The organism is Candidatus Phyllobacterium onerii, assembly GCF_028331445.1.
Classification (GTDB): Bacteria; Pseudomonadota; Alphaproteobacteria; order Rhizobiales; family Rhizobiaceae; genus Phyllobacterium; species Phyllobacterium onerii.
Genome location: NZ_JAQMHX010000006.1, coordinates 130,728 through 147,444, shown reverse-complemented (window position 1 = coordinate 147,444; position 16,717 = coordinate 130,728). Strand labels below are relative to the sequence as shown.

The following is a 16,717-nucleotide window of genomic DNA, read 5'->3' as shown; positions in this document are numbered from 1 at the left end:
TCTTTTCGCTTGGTATGCTGCACCATGCAATCAGATCAGTCGGTCCAAACGGAGAACTTTCATGCATCTCACCTATCATGTCCATGCCCATGACGGCGGTTGGGCCTACAAGCTCGGAGACGTCTGGTCTGAGAAATTTCCCTCCCACGACGCCGCATTGAGAGCTGCCAGGGAGGCAGCCAAACGCCAGCAGATTGGCGGCGAGGATGCGCAGATCAGCTATGAAACGTCCGATGGCACATGGCATCAGGAATCGGTCAGGGGAAGTGACCGGCCTGAAGTCGATGTCGAGGATGACGCCAAGACTTGATGGAGTGAAGAAGCGGCAATGAGCAAATACGTTCTCATCGGATCGGAAGGTTGCGGGTCGGTCATCGTCGAAATGGCATTGCTCAAAGCCGGCGCTGAATTCGAACTCGAGGAGATCCCCTATCTCGAACCGGGCCCCGACCGTAACCGTTTGCTGGAATTGAATCCACTCGGGCAGGTTCCGACGCTGATCATGCCGGACGGTGATATCATGACAGAAAGCGCGGCAATTATTCTTCATCTGGCCGACACATTTCCTGATGCACAACTCGCGCCTTCAACCAGCGACCGGCAACGGCCGGCCTTCCTGCGATGGCTCATTTACATCGTCAGCGAAATCTACCCGACGTCGACCTTCAGTGATGATCCGGCTCGCTGGCAATTGCCGAAAGATAGGCAGGAAGAATACAAACGGACCGTCGATCAATATCGCAAGACATTGTGGGGCCACGTGGAGGATGTCGCCGATACGCCGTGTTTCCTCGGCAACGATTTCAGTGCGATCGACCTCTATATTACAGTCATGCGCAACTGGCGGCCGGGAAGGAAAGAATTCACGAAATCTTTTCCGAAGCTGACCGAAATAGCCGACAATATAGCAGGTAACCCGCTGTTCTCCGGCGTTCTCAAGCGCAACTTTGATAAGTGACCTAAAGTCTCTTCACCGGATAATCTACAAATATGCGAGCCTCTTTGGCTGCTTCGATGAACGCCGAGCGGCACTCCGTAATCGTTACCTTACCATCGAGCGCATCAAGACATTTCTGCCTTGCCGCCTTCAGTTTGACGCCGTCGTGGATTGGCCAGTTCATCAACAGGACTTCGGCCGCTTCTGGGACAGATGCGATGTTCCGGGACTTCCCGGCCGGCTGGATTTCGATGGTCACAGAGGGAAACGGTGTGGTCATAGCGCAACCTAACGTTTCAATATGACAGTTGTTCCATGAAGATTTTCGCCCGCTGAAAATTCGCCGAGACTCGTCCTGTTTTGGAGCGACTAGCGTTCGATGACGAGGTCGCTTAGCGGTCTGGAACAGCACGGCAGGAAGAAACCGGCGTCGATCTCCCTTTGCCTGATCCCTCCGTCGTGTTTCATGTCGACGGTTCCGCTCACGAGCTTGGATTTGCAGGTCCCGCAAATACCGCTGGCACATGAGGATGGAATCCTGACACCGGATTTTTTGGCGCAGGAGAGAACCGTCTGATCAGCATGGACTTCGATAGACTTGCCTTGCTTCGAAAACTGTACGCTGAACGATTTCGTTTCGACGGCCGCGCCAGCCGGCGCAGGCGCTTCCTCGATGACAACGGCGTCAAAGCTTTCTTCAAGGTAGCTGGATTCGGGAACACCCAGTTCGGCGCTGATCTTTCTCGCAGCTGCCATGAATGGTGCGGGTCCGCAGCACATGACGACGCGGTCGGCGATATCAGGTGCTGCGAGAGAAAGGAATTCCCTGGAAATCCGGCCGGAAATGCCCGGCCAACCTCGTTCGGTTCCGACGTCTTCGGGAAGCAGCAGAATTCTGAACCCTTTGACACGTCGGGCGATGTTTGCAATCTCTTCGCGGAAGATAAGATCTCTTGGACTTCTGCCCGCGTGCAAAAAGATGACATCGGTCGTCTCCGCCGTGTCAGCAAGCTCCCTTGCCATCGACATGAGTGGCGTGATCCCGGACCCACCCGACAGGAAAAGGTACTTCTTGGCTGAGGGCCGGATGAAACGGCCGAGTGGCCCCGACACGCGGACTGTCGTGTTCGGGATCAGATTGTCGTGCAGCCAGTTCGATACCTTTCCACGCGGCACACGCTTCACCGTGACAGTAATGGCGTTCTTGCGGAGTGGAGAAGACGAGACACTGTAGCAGCGCCCGTCGTCCTCGTTGTCGAGGCCGAGCTCGAACTTGAAATATTGCCCGGCGCTGAACTCGAATTGTTTCCGCTCGGGCGACACGAACGTAAAACTTTTTACATCATGCGTTTCGTCATGAACGTCGATGCAAACGAGTTCGTCGTCGATCTCCGGGTCCCAATATCCGCCGCTTGCCGGACCCACGGCCTTGAGGAGGAGATCAGTAGCCATGAGCGCGCATTCGTTCAATGTACCAGGTCGCGAAGTCATCGAGAGCGACTTCGGTGAACCTGGAATAAGGGCCAGGCTCATAGCCCGGGTCCTGAACGCCCGCCTGGGCGCGGGCGACGAGCTCGGCGTCCTGATTGGTTGTCTCGGTCCATACGTGGGTAAGTTTAGCGAGATCATAGTCGACGCCCTCGATCGCGTCCTTGTGAACAAGCCATTTCGTTCGGATGAGGGTCGAGTCGGCAGAGAGCGGGATTGCGATGGAGATCACGGCATGGTCGCCCATGAAATGACACCAGCTGCTGTGTCCCCACAGATGCGTGTCGCCGAGATCCTTGCGGGTCATTGTCCCAAGAAGTTTCGACGAGGCGGCGGTCGAATCTTCCGTCTGCGATTCGCCGGCCCCGGCGATGATCAGGCGCTGGGTGCGAAAATTGGTTTCACAGTTTCTCACCTGTTCGACCGTTGATGATGGAAATCCGTCTGCCTCCCAGCCTGTCGTGCGCTCGCTATACATGGCGAAATGCGCCTCCGCCTCCTCCCGGTCCTCCGAGCTCAGGCTGTCGGGATCATATCCGAAGTCAAGATCGACAAACGAGACACACAGTTCGGGATGGTTGGCCGAGCAGTGATAGCACTCCCGGTTATTCTCCATGGTGAGTTTCCAGTTGCCCTTCTCGATGACATCCAGCTGGTGTGCCACCTTGGCGTTCCGGATATCATAGGGCGCTAGCCGCCCATCCATGACTTCCTCCAGCCGCTTGATGTCTTCCGGAGGATTGTCGGAAAGACAAACATAGATCAGGCCGCCTATCGATTTGAAGTTGACCGCCTTGAGGCTCTTGCAACTCTTGTCGAAATTCTTCCCCATATGCGGGGCATAGCTGAGCTCACCCGAAAGCTCGTAAGTCCATTGGTGGTAGGGGCACACCAACTTGGAAATGACTGTTGACCCAGCGTCCAGCAGTCGCGCGCCGCGATGGCGGCAAACGTTGCGGACCACCCGGATGTCGTTGTCGTCATCCCTCAGCAGGATCAGGCTCGTCGATCCGATGTCGATGACCACGGCGTCGCCAGCTTCCGGAACATCGCACTCGAGACCAACGTGAATCCAGTGCCTGGAAAAGAACACGTCCAGGTCCGCCTGGAAGACGTCCTCACGGGTGTAAAGTCCAGCAGGAAGAGAGTGCCCGTCGATACGCGCGTCGAGCAAAGAGGAGATCGGCGATGGGAACGTATTGAGCATGATGTTTCCTTATGGATCAATTGTCTCCAGAATCGCAGCAAATCGCGACATTTCAACTGCACAAATGTGCGCCATTGACATTACCTGAAGTAATGGGAAACTCTGACCGCCGCTCAGCGAATTCGGGGGTGAACTGTGAGAAGCTTGAGGAAACAGCTGCCGCCATTGACGGCATTGACCGTATTCGAAGCGGCGTCACGGCTGTCGAGCTTTACGAGGGCCGCAGAAGAACTCGGCGTCACCCAGGCTGCGGTCAGCCGCCAGATACATCTTCTAGAGAAGGACTTTGGCTTTCCCCTTTTTACGCGGCTGCACCGCAAGGTGGTTTTGACTGACAAGGGCAAAGCGCTTTCGGCGGCCACCAGCGACGCCTTCAATCTCATCGCGGAAGCTGTTACCGACCTTCGCAAGGACGCTTCCAGCGATGAGCTGACGATCTCTGCGACGGTCGCATTCTCGCATTTCTGGTTGATGCCCAGGATTTCAGAGTTCTCGCGCCAATATCCTTACACCAACCTCCGCATCCTCTCTCAAGACAACATGCCAAATCTCCGACTGGACGAGGTGGACGTTGCAATCAGATTCGGCAATGGCATGTGGCCGGATGGTCATGCTGAATTGCTGTTCGAGGACGAAGTCTTCCCGGTCTGCAGCCCGGGATATACCGGGGCAGACGGGCGCATCAAAACTCCGGCGGACTTGACCTCATATTCCCTCATTTCCAATGAAACCGACGATCCAACATGGACAGGCTGGAATGAGTGGCTTTCGTCATTTTCCGTCGTGGTTCCGAAGAAAACTCTGGGATTGCGTTGCAGCTTTTACACCGAAGCGATCTATGCCGCACTCAACGGTCAGGGGATCGCGCTGGGCTGGACACATCTCGTGGAAGACCTGTTGCAGCAGGGACGACTGGTTCGTCTGACTGATGCCGCGATCAAACCCAGAGGGGCTTATTTCGTCGTGGTCCCGACGAGGCAACATAACAATGAAGCTGCCAGCCTCTTCGTCAATTGGCTGCAGATAGCAGCACAGGAACCGGAAGCGCACCTCTAGACGATGACCCGTCCTATTGGACTTTCACCGTAACGCGATGTGTTTTGAACGTGTTCGATGCGCCGCCTGTTTTGCCCTGTTTCCGCAGAGCGCCATGCTGCACCACCGTCGCGACTTCCGCCGGGTGTGATCAACGAACATGAGAGTACACGCCTGGCCCTCGCATGCTTTCACTTCTGAGAAGTCTTCCTCGCAGACGAATTTCGCCAACGACTCCCCGATTGGCAAAAGCAGTGACTCAGGTGAACGCCAACGGCGCGACATCGTTGTCTTGATGCCTCCTTCCTCCGCTGCCACAATCTCGGTAAAAGCCTCGTCTCTCTGGAGAAGTTTGTTGAGCGGCTGCAGCTCCTTCAGGTGGTTAGCCGACAAAGTGTTTCCTTTGTGCTCATGGACAAAGCCCCGAAACCACTCGCGGAGGCTTCGTGCCTGATCGGCGACCTTGTCCAATTCACCTGGCATCGCGCAGGCCTTGATTTCGGCAAGCACCGCCTCGGGCACAAGGTTGGCTTGTGAAAGCCAATCAACAAGGCCGTCACCGCCATCAATCCAGTCCACGACCGAATCCACGGGCGTTGCAACCGAGTTCAAAAAATCAAGTCCGGGACTATCGGCAACGAAAATTGCAGGCGGGTATGCGTGCCCCATGTGCTGTTCCTTCTCTTCGCGATCCGCGATTTGGTTGTGAGTGATGTAACCACTCTGAGGCCTGTTGACAAGTTATGTTTTTCTTGGGTAACCTCCAAACGAACGACAACACGGTTACTTAACGCCGACATCAAAGAGTTGGACGATGGATTTCAAAGACACGACGGTCGTGCTTGTACACGGCGCATGGGCTGACGGATTGAGCTGGGCAAGCGTGATTGCTTCTCTCAAGTCGCATGGTGTCAAGGTGGTGGCTGCACCATTGCCCTTGACCTCTCTGGCAGACGACGTAGCGGCAGTTGGCCGAACGCTTGCGCGGATTGACGGTCCGGTGGTGCTCGTCGGTCATGCCTATGCCGGTGCGGTGGTTGGCGAGACACACTCCGACAAAGTCAAGTCACTGGTCTATGTGGCTGCACTTGCTCCCGATGCAGGAGAAACGGTGGCCGACGTCTTTTATCGCGCCGAGCCGCATCCGCAAGCGCCAAAGCTTGCACCGGACGAAAACTCCTTGATCTGGCTTCCGGACGACGCCTTCGCAAAGGCTTTCGCACCGAACGCCGATCCCGAAACGCAGGGCATGCTGGCGGCTGTTCAGCGTCCGATTGCGATTGCCTGCATCACTGTCCCCGTCGGCGTTCCTGCGTGGCGCAGCCTGCCAAGCTGGTATCTTCTGGCTGAGGACGATCGTATGATCATCGCTGGCACACAGCGCTTCATGGCAGAACGCATGAAGGCCCATGTGAGGATGCATTCCGTGGATCATACGCCAAGTGTCACAGCGCCTTCTGTTGTCGTGGACATCATTGAAGAAGCAATCCGCGCCGCAACCTGATGTTGGTTTTTATCGGGGGAGATCGAAGATGGAAGAGCAACGGACAACAGCGGATCGGTTAGCAGCTTTCTCGGATGCGGTGATCGCGGTTATCATAACGATCATGGTTCTGGAGTTGGAAGCTCCAGAAGATTCAAGCTTTGAAGCATTGCTGCCGCTTTGGCCCACAGTTGTAGGGTATGCCGTAAGTTACCTTTTCATCGCGATCATCTGGGTAAACCACCATCACCTCCTGCGCTTTGTGCGGCATGCAACACCCCGATTGATCTGGCTCAATTTCGCGCATCTTTTTGTCGTATCGCTGCTCCCGTTTGCGACTGCATGGATGGCGCGTTCGCATCTGGCGGCGGCGCCAATGACCATCTATGCAGCTATTTTCGTCCTGGTCGAACTGGCTTATCTGGCCTTCGAACGGGAAGTATTGGCCCAGGCGGATTCCACCCTGATGCCTGACAAGGCGCGCCGGCTCGCTCGCCGCCGAACGTTTGCTGCGCTTGGAATCTTTGCGCTGGCAACCCTGATATCGCCGTTCGTTCCTCTACTGGGTTTTGGGCTGATCTGCGCCGCCCTGGTTCTCTACGTAAGACCTGAGGCGATCAGCGGGTAGATTGCCTGAAGTCCTGATTTCGCGACATCCCTGTCGTTTAGCCGAAAGAGGGATGGTCGCAAATACGAAGTAACCTACTCATAGCATCTTGACAGGTTACTATTCGATAAGCCATAACGGTCGTGCAAGTGGCATAACGGTTACGGCACAGAGACAGGAGAACTCCAATGACCACCACCAAATATCTCACCGCCAATGTCGACGGCTTCAATGTCTTCTATCGAGAGGCTGGTCCTGCAGACGCTCCGATCCTGCTGTTGCTACACGGCTTCCCGAGCGCAGGTCATATGTTTCGCGATTTGATCCCGCTCCTCAGCGACCGGTTTCGGGTCATCGCTCCGGATCTTCCGGGCTTTGGTCAATCGGACATGCCTTCTCGCGATAAATTCACGTACAGCTTCGACAATGTTGCCGGCGTCATCGAACGCTTCACCGAGGTCCTTCATCTCGAGCGTTTTGCCGTCTATGTATTCGACTATGGTGCACCAACCGGCTTTCGACTTGCCATGCGCCATCCAGAACGTATCACCGGTATCATCTCGCAAAACGGCAACGCCTATGAAGAGGGCTTGAGCGACGGGTGGAACCCGATCCGCGCCTATTGGCAAGACTCTTCAAAGGAAAATCGGGACGCGTTGCGCGCTATGCTCACCCCCGAAACGACCCACTGGCAATATACCCACGGCGTCAGCGATGTGGCGATGGTTTCGCCAGACGGTCAGTCGCTCGATAATTTCTATCTCGCGCGTCCTGGTGCGGCCGACATCCAGCTTGACCTCTTCGGCGATTACAAAAACAACATTGCCCTTTATCCAGCCTTCCAGAGCTATTTCCGCACGCACAAGCCGCCATTTCTTGCGGTATGGGGCAAGAATGATCCGTTCTTCCTGCCACCGGGCGCCGAGGCGTTCAAACGCGATATCCCCGATGCCGATGTACGGTTCTTTGACACCGGGCATTTCGCGCTCGAAACGCACGCCGGGGAAATCGCCGCAGCCATTCGCGAATTTCTTTCTCGCTCTTGAATCGTTGGAGATTTTGGCATGCAAAAGTCTGTTGCAATCGTCACCGGCGCGAGCCAGGGGATCGGTCATTCCACGGCGATCCGGCTCGCCCGCGATTTCTCCTCGATCGTGCTTGTGTCGCGCAATCGGGCCAAGCTTGAGGCCACCGCGGAAATTGTGCGGGCAGCGGGCGCCGAAGCTCTGGTGCTTGACCTCGACTTGGCAAGTCCTGACGCGGCAAGAGTAGTCGTCGACCAGACCCTTTCGAGCTATGGCCGTATCGATGCCCTGCTGAATATTGCCGGTGCGGTGCCGCAGATCGATCTCTTTGAAATGACCGACGCGCAATGGGAGGGTGGATTGGCCCTCAAGCTTCATGGGGCGCGCCGACTAACGATCGCCGCTTGGCCGGCGCTAAAAGAGGCTAAAGGTTCGGTCGTGCTGATGTCGGGCAACTCCGCGCTTTTTCCAAAAGCACCCTATGCCGCAGTTGGCACGATCAACGCGGCGATCGTGGCACTGGCCAAGGCATTTTCAGACCGGGGAATTACGGATGGCGTTCAGGTGAACAGCGTTCTTCCCGGCCCGGTGATGACAGGCCGTCGTCGATCCTATCTCGAACATTGGGCATCGATCCATAATATGAGTGTAGAAGCGGCAACGACAAAGTTCCCGCAGGATGCAGGCATCGCTCGTTATGGTGAACCGGAAGAGATCGCGGAACTGATGGCTTTTCTTGTCTCGCCCGGCGCTCGATGGATGACTGGTTCGACACTCCGTATGGACGGCGGCGAGGTCAAGTCGATCTAGCATCAAGCGGCCGGCGTTGCCGGCCCGTTCACCACAGACCGGGCACCAGCCTGTATCGCACGACATTCATATAGTCCGGATAGCCTTCCAACTCCTGTTGCAACATCTTTTCCTCGTCGCGGATGCGTAATATCAGGATCGGCACATTGAGGAGCAGGAACAACAGGCCCCAATACGAACCCAATGCGAGCGGCGTCCCAACAACGAGGACGAACACCCCGACATACATCGGGTGCCTGACCCACGCATATGGTCCGGTGGAGATGACCTTTTGATCCTCCATCTTTTCGATCGTTGAAGCGCCATAGCTGTTCTCTCCGAAGACCCGAAGATCGATCATCAGGCCCAGCGCCACCAGGGCGTTTCCCAGCACCGAGACTGAAGTCGGCACGTGTGACCAGCCGAAACGATAGTCAAGCGCAGAGACAGCCGGCAAGGCAATGGCACCGGCAAAGGCAACTGTTATCAGCGCCTTTTGCAACGGACGTGTTTCAGCGCCAGGCCCGGCCTTCAGGCGGCGCTCCAGCAGAGCAGGATCCTTGATTGCGAGATAGACGCCAATAAGGTTCGTCGAGAGTGTAAAGACGACGATGAAGGCCCAGCCCTGCCAGTAGTCCAGCGTCCCGGCCGATCCGAAGACGATAGCGCCGAGGGCAAGCAGGCCCAGAATGGCACTTCTCGCAGTCCGAACAATGAGATTCATCACACAGGGCTCCGCCCCATTTCATTTGGAATCGCGAATCCAGCATAAACGCCAAATGGATTGGAGTAGTTCACAATCAGTTCAACTTAGAGGGATTTGGTCGCCGCCGGCTTGGTCCGAGGCTTGAACAGGAGGACAAACAGCACGCCGACGACTATGAGTGCCGCGCCTTCGAGATGATAGGTTTGCAGGCGCTCGCCGAGGATAAAATAGGCGAGTATGGCGACGAATATCGTTTGGATGTAGAGAAGCACGCCCGCCCGACCTGCCCCCAACGCTTCGACACTCCAATTGAACAGATAGTACATCACCGCTCCGCCGGGCACCGCCACATAGGCCAAGGCCAGAAGCCCATTGCTGTCGAGCGCCGAGCGTTCGTCGGAAGCAAGCTCCCAAAGATAGAAGGGAAGCGCTGTCAGTGCTGCAGCCCCGAGCAAAAGGACCAGAAGCGGAAGACGCTCTGAGTCGAATTTCGCGCGGCGAAGCAGAACAGCATAGAGGCCGAAACAGAAAGCGCCGGCAACGAGCCACAGTTCGCCGGGATTGACGTCGAGACGCATCAGCACCGCCGGACTGCCTTTGACGATGATGACCACGATCCCGAGGAAGGCAATGATCGATCCGATCACCTGCCACCTCCCCATCGGCTCACCCAGGATCAAACGGGCCAGGATCATGGTAATGATCGGGATGAGCGCCATGATGATGCCGGCCGTGGTGGCGTCGGCTTTCTCGAGCCCCATAAAGACCATGCCCTGACATATCGCGAGCCCGATGCCGCCGACGAGAACCAGCTCCAGCGGTCGCGCCCGCACGAGCGCAGCCATTGAGCCGAAATGACCGCGCACGATCGGCAGCAGGATCGCCCACGCAATGAGGACGCGCCAGAAGCACAAGGCCCACGGCGGCATTTCGGGAGAGACCCATTTTGCTGAGATATAGACGCCGGCGGACAGCAGCCAGCACAGCACAGCCACGGTGTAGCCAACGGCCAGCGAATTGCCCGCTGCCTGCTCCGTCTCGCCGCCGCTATTGTGGACTGCCAAGAGACTTATCGCCATCGCTCATCTATGCCACAATTTCTTAGGCCTGCACAGGTGGCGGGCGCGCCTCGACTGGCGGTTTCGCCGCTTAAGTCGCGAGGTGTCTGTTGATGAACGCGCCCGCCGAGGCGATCGCCTCGCGCCCCGAAGTCAGCCGCGCCGCCCACAGAGGCCAGGCGTGAATCATGTGCGGCCAGATCTCCAGGTTCGTCGCTACGTCGGTAGCCCCAAGCCTGCGGGCGATCCGTACTGCATCGTCGAGGAGTGTCTCGGCCGAGCCAACCTGGACGAGAACCGGCGGGAGCCCTGCTAGATCGGCATGGAGCGGCGAAACGAGCGGTTCGCGAGCGCCGGCCCCATTAAGATATGCACGCGCAAGCTCTTCGAGATAGTCGCGGTGAATCAGCGGATCGACCGTGGCCTTCTCGTCCATGCTCGCACCGGTCATTTCGAGATCGACCCATGGCGACACCAACCAGGCGCAACCGGGCAGCGGTCTGCCAGCGTCACGCAGACGTATCATGGTCGCCAGCGTCAGCCCGCCGCCAGCGCTGTCGCCGCCAATCGCAATCGACGCCGCGGGAACGCCTTGTGCGAGCAGGAACTCGAATGCGGCAAGTGCATCGTCCAGCGCAGCCGGAAACGGGTTCTCGGGCGCGAGCCGGTAACCGAGTGCAAGTGTGCGGACGCGGGCGGCGCGACCCGTCTCGGCGACCATCCTGCGATGACTCTGGATCGATCCGGAGCAATAGCCGCCGCCGTGGAAGAACAGCAGCGTCTTTGTAGTGTCGCTTCCTGGTGCCAGCGACCATTCCGCCTCAAGCCTGCCCACCATCTGACGCTTGAACTGGATATCGGGGGCGATTGGATCGTCGGCCGCCACGAGATCAAGGCGCTGGCGACGCTCGGCAAGGCTCGCGGGTCGCGGATGGGACTGCAGCAAGGCCCTGACCACATCGATCTCGTGTTCATCCATTGTGGCTATCCCCCCAGCGTTTGAAGATGATCAAAACGATCGCCCTCTCACTGATCGCTCTGGGAAGGCAATGGAGAAGATATCACAGACCAACGCGCAGCCGGGATTACATCAAACTAGTATTTTGACGGAACGTAAAGTTCCGGCGGCAATACCTTGCGCTCGTAGTCCGGGTTGAACACGCGATTAGGCAACGTGATCTCCTCGTGCGGCACAGGCTCATAGGGAACGTGTGAAAGAAGGTGCGCAATACAGTTGAGGCGCGCGCGCTTCTTGTCGTTCCCTTCGACAATATACCAGGGCGCTTCAGGTATGTTTGTACGGGCGAAGGTTTCTTCCTTGGCTTTGGTGTAGCTTTCCCAGCGCACGCGCGATTGCAGATCCATGGGGGACAGTTTCCACTGCTTTAGCGGGTCATGAATGCGCATGAGGAAGCGCAACTGTTGCTCCTCGTCGGTTATGGAGAACCAGTACTTGATAACCCTGATGCCGGATCGGACAAGCATGCGTTCGAATTCCGGCACATCGTGGAAGAATTGCTGAACCTGGTCTTCATTTGCGAATCCCATCACCCGTTCGACGCCGGAACGATTGTACCAGGATCGATCGAACAGTACGATTTCACCGCCGGCGGGCAAATGCGGCACGTAACGCTGGAAGTACCATTGGGATTTTTCCCGGTCTGAAGGAGCCGGAAGCGCTACAACGCGCGCTGTGCGCGGGTTGAGCCGCTGGGTAATGCGCTTGATGACACCTCCCTTGCCGGCAGAGTCGCGTCCCTCAAATACGACGACGACCTTCTCTTTGTGATAGGCGACCCAGTCCTGCAGCTTGATCAACTCAGCCTGCAGCGAAAGCAAGGCTCGAAAATACTCCATACGCGGGATGGTTGGCGGATGAGTCTTGCGGTAGATCTTGCGGATCTCTTCGGACAGTGCCGGCTCGGAAAGTTCGAGCTCATAATCCTCATCGAGCGTATCGGCGAGTTTGGCTTCAAGCCAATCCTGGTTTGCCGCCTCATGCTTTGGATCGTTCATTTCAGCCCCTCTGATATTCGTTCGCGCCGCGCCGCCACGGCGCGTATCATGCAATTCTGCGGGCACTTATGCCATAACTCCATGAACCAATTTTGAAGTTGCGTTTTGACCGTAGACTCCCGATCAGGCGAGCACCTGCAATTGGCATGCCGCGTCAACGCTATTTCACACCCAGGCGATGCGAAACCTAAAGCCCCGCGATTGTCCGCAGGTCGTCAACGGCACCTGCGGCGGCTGCAAGCACAGGTGAGCCTTTTGTGAGGGCATCGCCTTCGACCGGAAAGGGAAGATGCCAACCGCCGGCTTCCTTGACGAGACAATAGCCCGCCATACAGTCCCAGGCATGCATATAAGGCTCGTAATAGCCAACAAGGCGCCCCGCGGCGACATAGGCAAGCATTAGCGCTCCAGAGCCGTTACGAATGAAGTTGCCTCCTGCATCAAGCAGTTTTTCGACGATCAACGCGACAGTAGCTGGCGCCACATGATTGTTCGCACCGATGCCGGTCACGGCGTTGCGAATCGTCCGGCTTGCATCGAGCCGTAAAGTTTTGCCATTCAATGTGGCACCCATGCCATCGGCGGCGGCGTAAAGTTCGTCATTGCACGGCACGTAGATAACACCGATGGCTATTTCCTCCCCATGCATGGCAGCAATTGAAATGCACCACGTCGGCATGCCATTGACGAATGGGCTGGTGCCGTCGATCGGATCGACGACCCAGGTGTAATCGGATGTGCCGGAGCTGACACCGTACTCCTCGCCAAGGATCGCATCGGCCGGAAAAGCTGCGGCAATCCGGGTCCGAATAAGATCCTCAACTTCGCGGTCGGCAATCGAGACGACGTCGTGTGGATCGGCCTTGGTTTCAATAACCAGCCTTTCGCGCGCGTTGAAATGCGCAAGAGCCACGGCCCCCGCCTCAATCGCCATCTTCTGGGCCAGGGCAAAGCGATCCTGAAGATCAACGATGGCATCGGATGTCATGTTCTTTCCTTAGATATGAATGCAGATTTCAATTGTTGATGATGGCGATGCCGCGATGGTGAAAACCGATGCTGACATTGGTCGCCGGTGGAAGCGTTCTGTCGATGGCCGGATCTACGACGAATAGTGTGCCCGCCTCCGTCTCGACTTCATATTCCACATGATCCCCGAGATAGGCCGCATGCCGTATGCTGCCAGGAAACGCCCCCCTCTCTGCCGCCTCGAGCGCGATCGCATTGGGTCTGACGGCGATCGTTGCTGGCCCCGGGCGGGCGCTCCGGCCTGGTACAGAATGTTCCAGCTTTCCGACTCGAATGATCGCCTGTCCCCCATCGCTACGCAGGACCTCGCAAGGCAGGACGTTCGCTTCGCCGATGAAGTCGGCAATGAACGACGAGGCCGGAGCTTCGTAAAGATCTCGCGGCGAACCCTGCTGGGCGATCAGGCCATCCTGCATGACAATGATCCTGTCCGAGACTGCAAGCGCCTCTTCCTGGTCATGGGTGACATAGACTGCAGTAAACCCTAGGCGCTGCTGTAGTTCACGGATTTCCGTGCGCACACGGCGCCGCAGGCGCGCATCGAGATTGGAAAGAGGTTCATCCAGCAAGAGCACCTGCGGTTCGAGCACCAGAGCTCTGGCGACCGCAACTCGCTGCTGCTGCCCGCCGGAGAGTTCAGCAGGCAGCCTCTGGCCGTACCCGGCAAGACCGACCTGCTTCAGGCCCTCTTCCGCCCGTTCCCGCGCTTCATTCTTTTTCATCTTCGATGATTCAAGTCCATATGCGACGTTTTCCAGCACTGACATATGCGGGAACAGTGCGTAGGACTGGAACACCATCGAGACATCGCGTTCGTTGGCGGGAAGCATGGTGACATCCTTGCCGCCGATGAGAATGCGTCCTGCAGTTGGATGCTCGAGCCCGGCGAGCATGCGCAGGGTCGTCGTCTTGCCACAGCCTGATGGGCCCAGCAGCGTTACAAGTGTGCCCGGTTCGATGTCCAGAGACAGATCGTGGATGGCCGTAAACGTGCCGAACTGCTTTTTGACATTGGTGAAAACAACAGAGCCGGTGTGATGTGTGGTCATGATGCGGCCTTCTCTTGTGGTGCAGCAGACGGGATAAAGGCCGCTGCAACGCGATTTTCGCGGCGCAATCTCCGTTCACCCACCAGCAGCTGGAAACAGGTAATGATAACGATCATGACAACGATGAGCATTGACGAGTAGGCGACGGCAACGCCGTATTCGCCGTTCTCGACGAGCCCGACAATGTAGGAAGTCGCCATATTATACTCGGCGCTGACAAGGAATATGACAGCGCTGATCGATGTGATGGCGCGGACGAACGAGTAGACCAGCGCAGCAACGATCGCCGGACGAAGCAAGGGCAGGATGACCTTGCGGATTGTCCGGAAGCTTGTTGCCCGCAAGGTCAGCGATGCCTCATCCAGACTCTTGTCGAGCTGGCTCATCGCCGCCACGCCGCCGCGCACGCCGACCGGCATGTTGCGGAAGACAAAGCAGGCTACGAGAATCAGTGCCGTGCCGGTCATTTCCAGCGGCGGGAGATTGAACGCCATGATGTAACTGATGCCGATGACAGTGCCTGGGATAGCAAAACTCATCATCAGCGCGAATTCAAATACGTTGCGTCCGACGAATCGTTGCCTGACGATCAGGTAAGCCGTCAGCAACCCGACCGCAGCGGTGAGTGGTGCCGAAATCAACGCGATCTTGATCGTCGTCCAGAATGAGTTCCAGGCAACGCCGGTCCATGCAATGGCGCCGTTCTCGAAGCTGAAAGAGAACGCGCGCTGGTAGTGCTCGAAGGTCAGCGTATTGTCGAGTCCCCACGTGCGGACAAAGCCGCCGAACAGGATCATGCCGTAGATGACCAGCGTGAACAGTATCCAGGGAATCACGATGGCATGGACGCCAATGGACAGCGATCGCGGCAAGGCGATATGCGCACCCGAATCGCCCTTGCCCGTCACCGTCGCGAAGCTCTTGCCTGCCAGCCATAGTCGCTGCGCAAGGAAGGCCGAGAGCGTGAAGAACAAAAGGATGATCGCAAGTACCGCGGCACGCGAAGGATCGTTCTGCGAACCGACAACGGCAAAGAAGATTTCCGTCGAGAGCACCCCATGGCTACCGCCCAGCACCAGAGGGTTACCGAAATCCGCCATGCTCTCGATGAAGCCGATCAGAAACGCGTTGGCGAGACCGGGCTTCATCAGAGGCAACGAAACTCTCCAGAACGTGCGCCAGCGATCCGCCCGCAGGGTTTGCGATGCTTCCTCCATCGACGGGCTGACACCCTCGACAACGCCGATGAGCACGAGAAACGAGATCGGCGTGAAAGACAGAACCTGTGCAATCCAGATGCCGGTCAGGCCATAGAGCCAACGGCCCGGCTCAATCCCGAAGAGGTTGGAAAGCTGATGGGTCACGACCCCGGCACGGCCAAAAAGAAGGATAAGCGCAAGGCCGATGACGAAGGGAGGCGTGATGATCGGCAGGATCGTTAGGAGCCGCAAGCCCTTCTTGAATGGAAAACGAGTACGGGTAGCAACCAGAGCGAAGCAGAGCCCGAGCAGTGTGGAGGCAAAAGCAGAAAGGATTGCCAGGAGCAGGGTACGCCAGGCGACGCCACAGCGATTGCCCCCAACAAGACAATCCAGGCTCCATATCGATGGGTCCTGAATATTGCGGACAAACCCGGAGGGATCGAAGGAGCCATCAAAGCTCTGGAAAGCACCGATGAACATGCTGCCCACGGGGTAGAACACAAAGATGCTGACAAGGAAGACGAGTAGCGCGATTGAAGCCACCACGAACGCATCGCCCCGCATTACACCGCGCTCTGCAAGTCCGAAGGAAAACATCAGGACGAAGGAAAGCGCCACGAGCCCGGCGCCTGCACCCATCGAAGGCTGGCCATCGGCAAGCGGTCCGAACAGCGCTTCCGTCATCGTCCAGGTCCAGCCCGTAAACCCGACAGCGAGCCCCTGCAGCACAAGGAAAACAACTCCAGCGGCGCCGGCCGCGATCAGCAGATTTGAACGAAGCGACGAGACTTTGAAAGCCCGCGCGCATAGGCCCACGGCGAAGAGCAACGCGATGACGGCAAGTGTCCAGCGGCCGTGTGCGAATATCTGCAAAAGAGCAGGCGCTTCGTTGGAACCGTTCGGAAAATTGCCGAGCCAATCGAGGCCGAAAAAGCCGCTTTCGATCCTGTACCACGGCACGAGGCTCAACCCGGCGAGCCCGATGCCAAGCGCAATATTCAATCTCCGGTCGCTACGTTCCATAACGCCACCCGCCTTCGCTGATCATAGAAAGTTACTTGCGCTGGAGATATGTCCGGGACGATC

General features: G+C 57.3%; 18 protein-coding genes. 7 read left to right on the top strand and 11 right to left on the bottom strand.

From position 1 onward, the window contains the following. Nucleotides 1–61 precede the first annotated feature (61 nt). Entirely contained in the window at nt 62–310 is a 249-nt protein-coding gene (locus PHA01_RS15410) for a DUF2188 domain-containing protein (protein ID WP_112523979.1), read from the top strand. 18 nt (nt 311–328) lie between these two features. After that, nucleotides 329–958: a glutathione S-transferase family protein gene (locus tag PHA01_RS15405; protein WP_271896920.1), complete on the top strand. Its 630-nt coding sequence runs from the start codon at nt 329–331 to the stop codon at nt 956–958. A gap of 1 nt (nt 959) precedes the next feature. On the opposite strand, the gene PHA01_RS15400 is transcribed toward PHA01_RS15405, so the two are convergent. The 3 genes from PHA01_RS15400 to PHA01_RS15390 all read right to left on the bottom strand — a co-directional run bounded on the left by PHA01_RS15400 (nt 960) and on the right by PHA01_RS15390 (nt 3,632). After that, entirely contained in the window at nt 960–1,217 is a 258-nt protein-coding gene (locus PHA01_RS15400) for a DUF982 domain-containing protein (RefSeq protein WP_271896919.1), read from the bottom strand. 89 nt (nt 1,218–1,306) lie between these two features. Then, nucleotides 1,307–2,389, bottom strand: coding sequence for an FAD-binding oxidoreductase (locus tag PHA01_RS15395; RefSeq protein WP_271896917.1), 1,083 nt, complete (start codon nt 2,387–2,389; stop codon nt 1,307–1,309). After that, nucleotides 2,379–3,632 carry an aromatic ring-hydroxylating oxygenase subunit alpha gene (locus PHA01_RS15390; protein ID WP_271896916.1) on the bottom strand — a complete coding sequence of 418 codons (1,254 nt, stop codon included), beginning with the start codon at nt 3,630–3,632 and terminating at the stop codon, nt 2,379–2,381. The genes PHA01_RS15395 and PHA01_RS15390 overlap by 11 nt, the downstream gene beginning before the upstream one ends. A gap of 135 nt (nt 3,633–3,767) precedes the next feature. On the opposite strand from PHA01_RS15390, the gene PHA01_RS15385 reads away from it, so the two are divergent. Beyond that, nucleotides 3,768–4,688, top strand: coding sequence for a LysR substrate-binding domain-containing protein (locus PHA01_RS15385; RefSeq protein WP_271896914.1), 921 nt, complete (start codon nt 3,768–3,770; stop codon nt 4,686–4,688). A 24-nt stretch (nt 4,689–4,712) separates the two neighbouring features. On the opposite strand, the gene PHA01_RS15380 is transcribed toward PHA01_RS15385, so the two are convergent. Continuing rightward, nucleotides 4,713–5,336: a CGNR zinc finger domain-containing protein gene (locus tag PHA01_RS15380; protein WP_271896912.1), complete on the bottom strand. Its 624-nt coding sequence runs from the start codon at nt 5,334–5,336 to the stop codon at nt 4,713–4,715. Between the two features lie 145 nt (nt 5,337–5,481). Between PHA01_RS15380 and PHA01_RS15375 the strand changes: the two genes are divergently transcribed. The 4 genes from PHA01_RS15375 (at nt 5,482) to PHA01_RS15360 (ending at nt 8,592) form a co-directional block, all read left to right on the top strand. After that, entirely contained in the window at nt 5,482–6,171 is a 690-nt protein-coding gene (locus PHA01_RS15375; protein WP_271896910.1) for an alpha/beta fold hydrolase, read from the top strand. Between the two features lie 28 nt (nt 6,172–6,199). Further along, nucleotides 6,200–6,778: a TMEM175 family protein gene (locus tag PHA01_RS15370; protein WP_271896907.1), complete on the top strand. Its 579-nt coding sequence runs from the start codon at nt 6,200–6,202 to the stop codon at nt 6,776–6,778. A gap of 167 nt (nt 6,779–6,945) precedes the next feature. Continuing rightward, nucleotides 6,946–7,803 (top strand): alpha/beta fold hydrolase, encoded by an 858-nt coding sequence (locus tag PHA01_RS15365; RefSeq protein WP_271896905.1) that lies wholly within the window; start codon nt 6,946–6,948, stop codon nt 7,801–7,803. Between the two features lie 18 nt (nt 7,804–7,821). Beyond that, a complete protein-coding gene (locus PHA01_RS15360) occupies nt 7,822–8,592 on the top strand; it encodes an SDR family oxidoreductase (protein ID WP_271896903.1) in 771 nt (256 codons plus the stop codon). A gap of 28 nt (nt 8,593–8,620) precedes the next feature. Here the strand turns inward: PHA01_RS15360 and PHA01_RS15355 are convergent, their stop codons facing one another. From PHA01_RS15355 to PHA01_RS15325, 7 genes are all read right to left on the bottom strand, one after another. After that, nucleotides 8,621–9,295 (bottom strand): methyltransferase family protein, encoded by a 675-nt coding sequence (locus PHA01_RS15355; protein WP_271896901.1) that lies wholly within the window; start codon nt 9,293–9,295, stop codon nt 8,621–8,623. Nucleotides 9,296–9,381: 86 nt separating this feature from the next. Beyond that, on the bottom strand, nt 9,382–10,356 hold the full coding sequence (locus PHA01_RS15350) for a DMT family transporter (RefSeq protein ID WP_271896899.1): 975 nt from the start codon (nt 10,354–10,356) through the stop codon (nt 9,382–9,384). Between the two features lie 70 nt (nt 10,357–10,426). After that, entirely contained in the window at nt 10,427–11,314 is an 888-nt protein-coding gene (locus PHA01_RS15345) for an alpha/beta hydrolase (RefSeq protein ID WP_271896897.1), read from the bottom strand. Between the two features lie 116 nt (nt 11,315–11,430). Beyond that, nucleotides 11,431–12,351 (bottom strand): polyphosphate kinase 2, encoded by a 921-nt coding sequence (gene ppk2, locus PHA01_RS15340; protein WP_271896895.1) that lies wholly within the window; start codon nt 12,349–12,351, stop codon nt 11,431–11,433. Nucleotides 12,352–12,538: 187 nt separating this feature from the next. Then, nucleotides 12,539–13,339: an inositol monophosphatase family protein gene (locus PHA01_RS15335; RefSeq protein ID WP_271896892.1), complete on the bottom strand. Its 801-nt coding sequence runs from the start codon at nt 13,337–13,339 to the stop codon at nt 12,539–12,541. A 28-nt stretch (nt 13,340–13,367) separates the two neighbouring features. Continuing rightward, on the bottom strand, nt 13,368–14,429 hold the full coding sequence (locus PHA01_RS15330; protein WP_271896890.1) for an ABC transporter ATP-binding protein: 1,062 nt from the start codon (nt 14,427–14,429) through the stop codon (nt 13,368–13,370). Further along, complete coding sequence (locus PHA01_RS15325; protein WP_271896888.1) at nt 14,426–16,654, bottom strand: ABC transporter permease; 2,229 nt, start codon at nt 16,652–16,654, stop codon at nt 14,426–14,428. The genes PHA01_RS15330 and PHA01_RS15325 overlap by 4 nt, the downstream gene beginning before the upstream one ends. Nucleotides 16,655–16,717 lie beyond the last annotated feature (63 nt).

Bases quoted from the DNA above. Each gene is read 5' to 3' on its own strand.
- PHA01_RS15410 (WP_112523979.1), top strand. From the start codon at position 62: ATGCATCTCACCTATCATGTCCATGCCCATGACGGCGGTTGGGCCTAC.
- PHA01_RS15405 (WP_271896920.1), top strand. From the start codon at position 329: ATGAGCAAATACGTTCTCATCGGATCGGAAGGTTGCGGGTCGGTCATC.
- PHA01_RS15400 (WP_271896919.1), bottom strand. From the start codon at position 1,217: ATGACCACACCGTTTCCCTCTGTGACCATCGAAATCCAGCCGGCCGGG.
- PHA01_RS15395 (WP_271896917.1), bottom strand. From the start codon at position 2,389: ATGGCTACTGATCTCCTCCTCAAGGCCGTGGGTCCGGCAAGCGGCGGA.
- PHA01_RS15390 (WP_271896916.1), bottom strand. From the start codon at position 3,632: ATGCTCAATACGTTCCCATCGCCGATCTCCTCTTTGCTCGACGCGCGT.
- PHA01_RS15380 (WP_271896912.1), bottom strand. From the start codon at position 5,336: ATGGGGCACGCATACCCGCCTGCAATTTTCGTTGCCGATAGTCCCGGA.
- PHA01_RS15375 (WP_271896910.1), top strand. From the start codon at position 5,482: ATGGATTTCAAAGACACGACGGTCGTGCTTGTACACGGCGCATGGGCT.
- PHA01_RS15370 (WP_271896907.1), top strand. From the start codon at position 6,200: ATGGAAGAGCAACGGACAACAGCGGATCGGTTAGCAGCTTTCTCGGAT.
- PHA01_RS15365 (WP_271896905.1), top strand. From the start codon at position 6,946: ATGACCACCACCAAATATCTCACCGCCAATGTCGACGGCTTCAATGTC.
- PHA01_RS15360 (WP_271896903.1), top strand. From the start codon at position 7,822: ATGCAAAAGTCTGTTGCAATCGTCACCGGCGCGAGCCAGGGGATCGGT.
- PHA01_RS15355 (WP_271896901.1), bottom strand. From the start codon at position 9,295: ATGAATCTCATTGTTCGGACTGCGAGAAGTGCCATTCTGGGCCTGCTT.
- PHA01_RS15350 (WP_271896899.1), bottom strand. From the start codon at position 10,356: ATGGCGATAAGTCTCTTGGCAGTCCACAATAGCGGCGGCGAGACGGAG.
- PHA01_RS15345 (WP_271896897.1), bottom strand. From the start codon at position 11,314: ATGGATGAACACGAGATCGATGTGGTCAGGGCCTTGCTGCAGTCCCAT.
- ppk2 (WP_271896895.1), bottom strand. From the start codon at position 12,351: ATGAACGATCCAAAGCATGAGGCGGCAAACCAGGATTGGCTTGAAGCC.
- PHA01_RS15335 (WP_271896892.1), bottom strand. From the start codon at position 13,339: ATGACATCCGATGCCATCGTTGATCTTCAGGATCGCTTTGCCCTGGCC.
- PHA01_RS15330 (WP_271896890.1), bottom strand. From the start codon at position 14,429: ATGACCACACATCACACCGGCTCTGTTGTTTTCACCAATGTCAAAAAG.
- PHA01_RS15325 (WP_271896888.1), bottom strand. From the start codon at position 16,654: ATGGAACGTAGCGACCGGAGATTGAATATTGCGCTTGGCATCGGGCTC.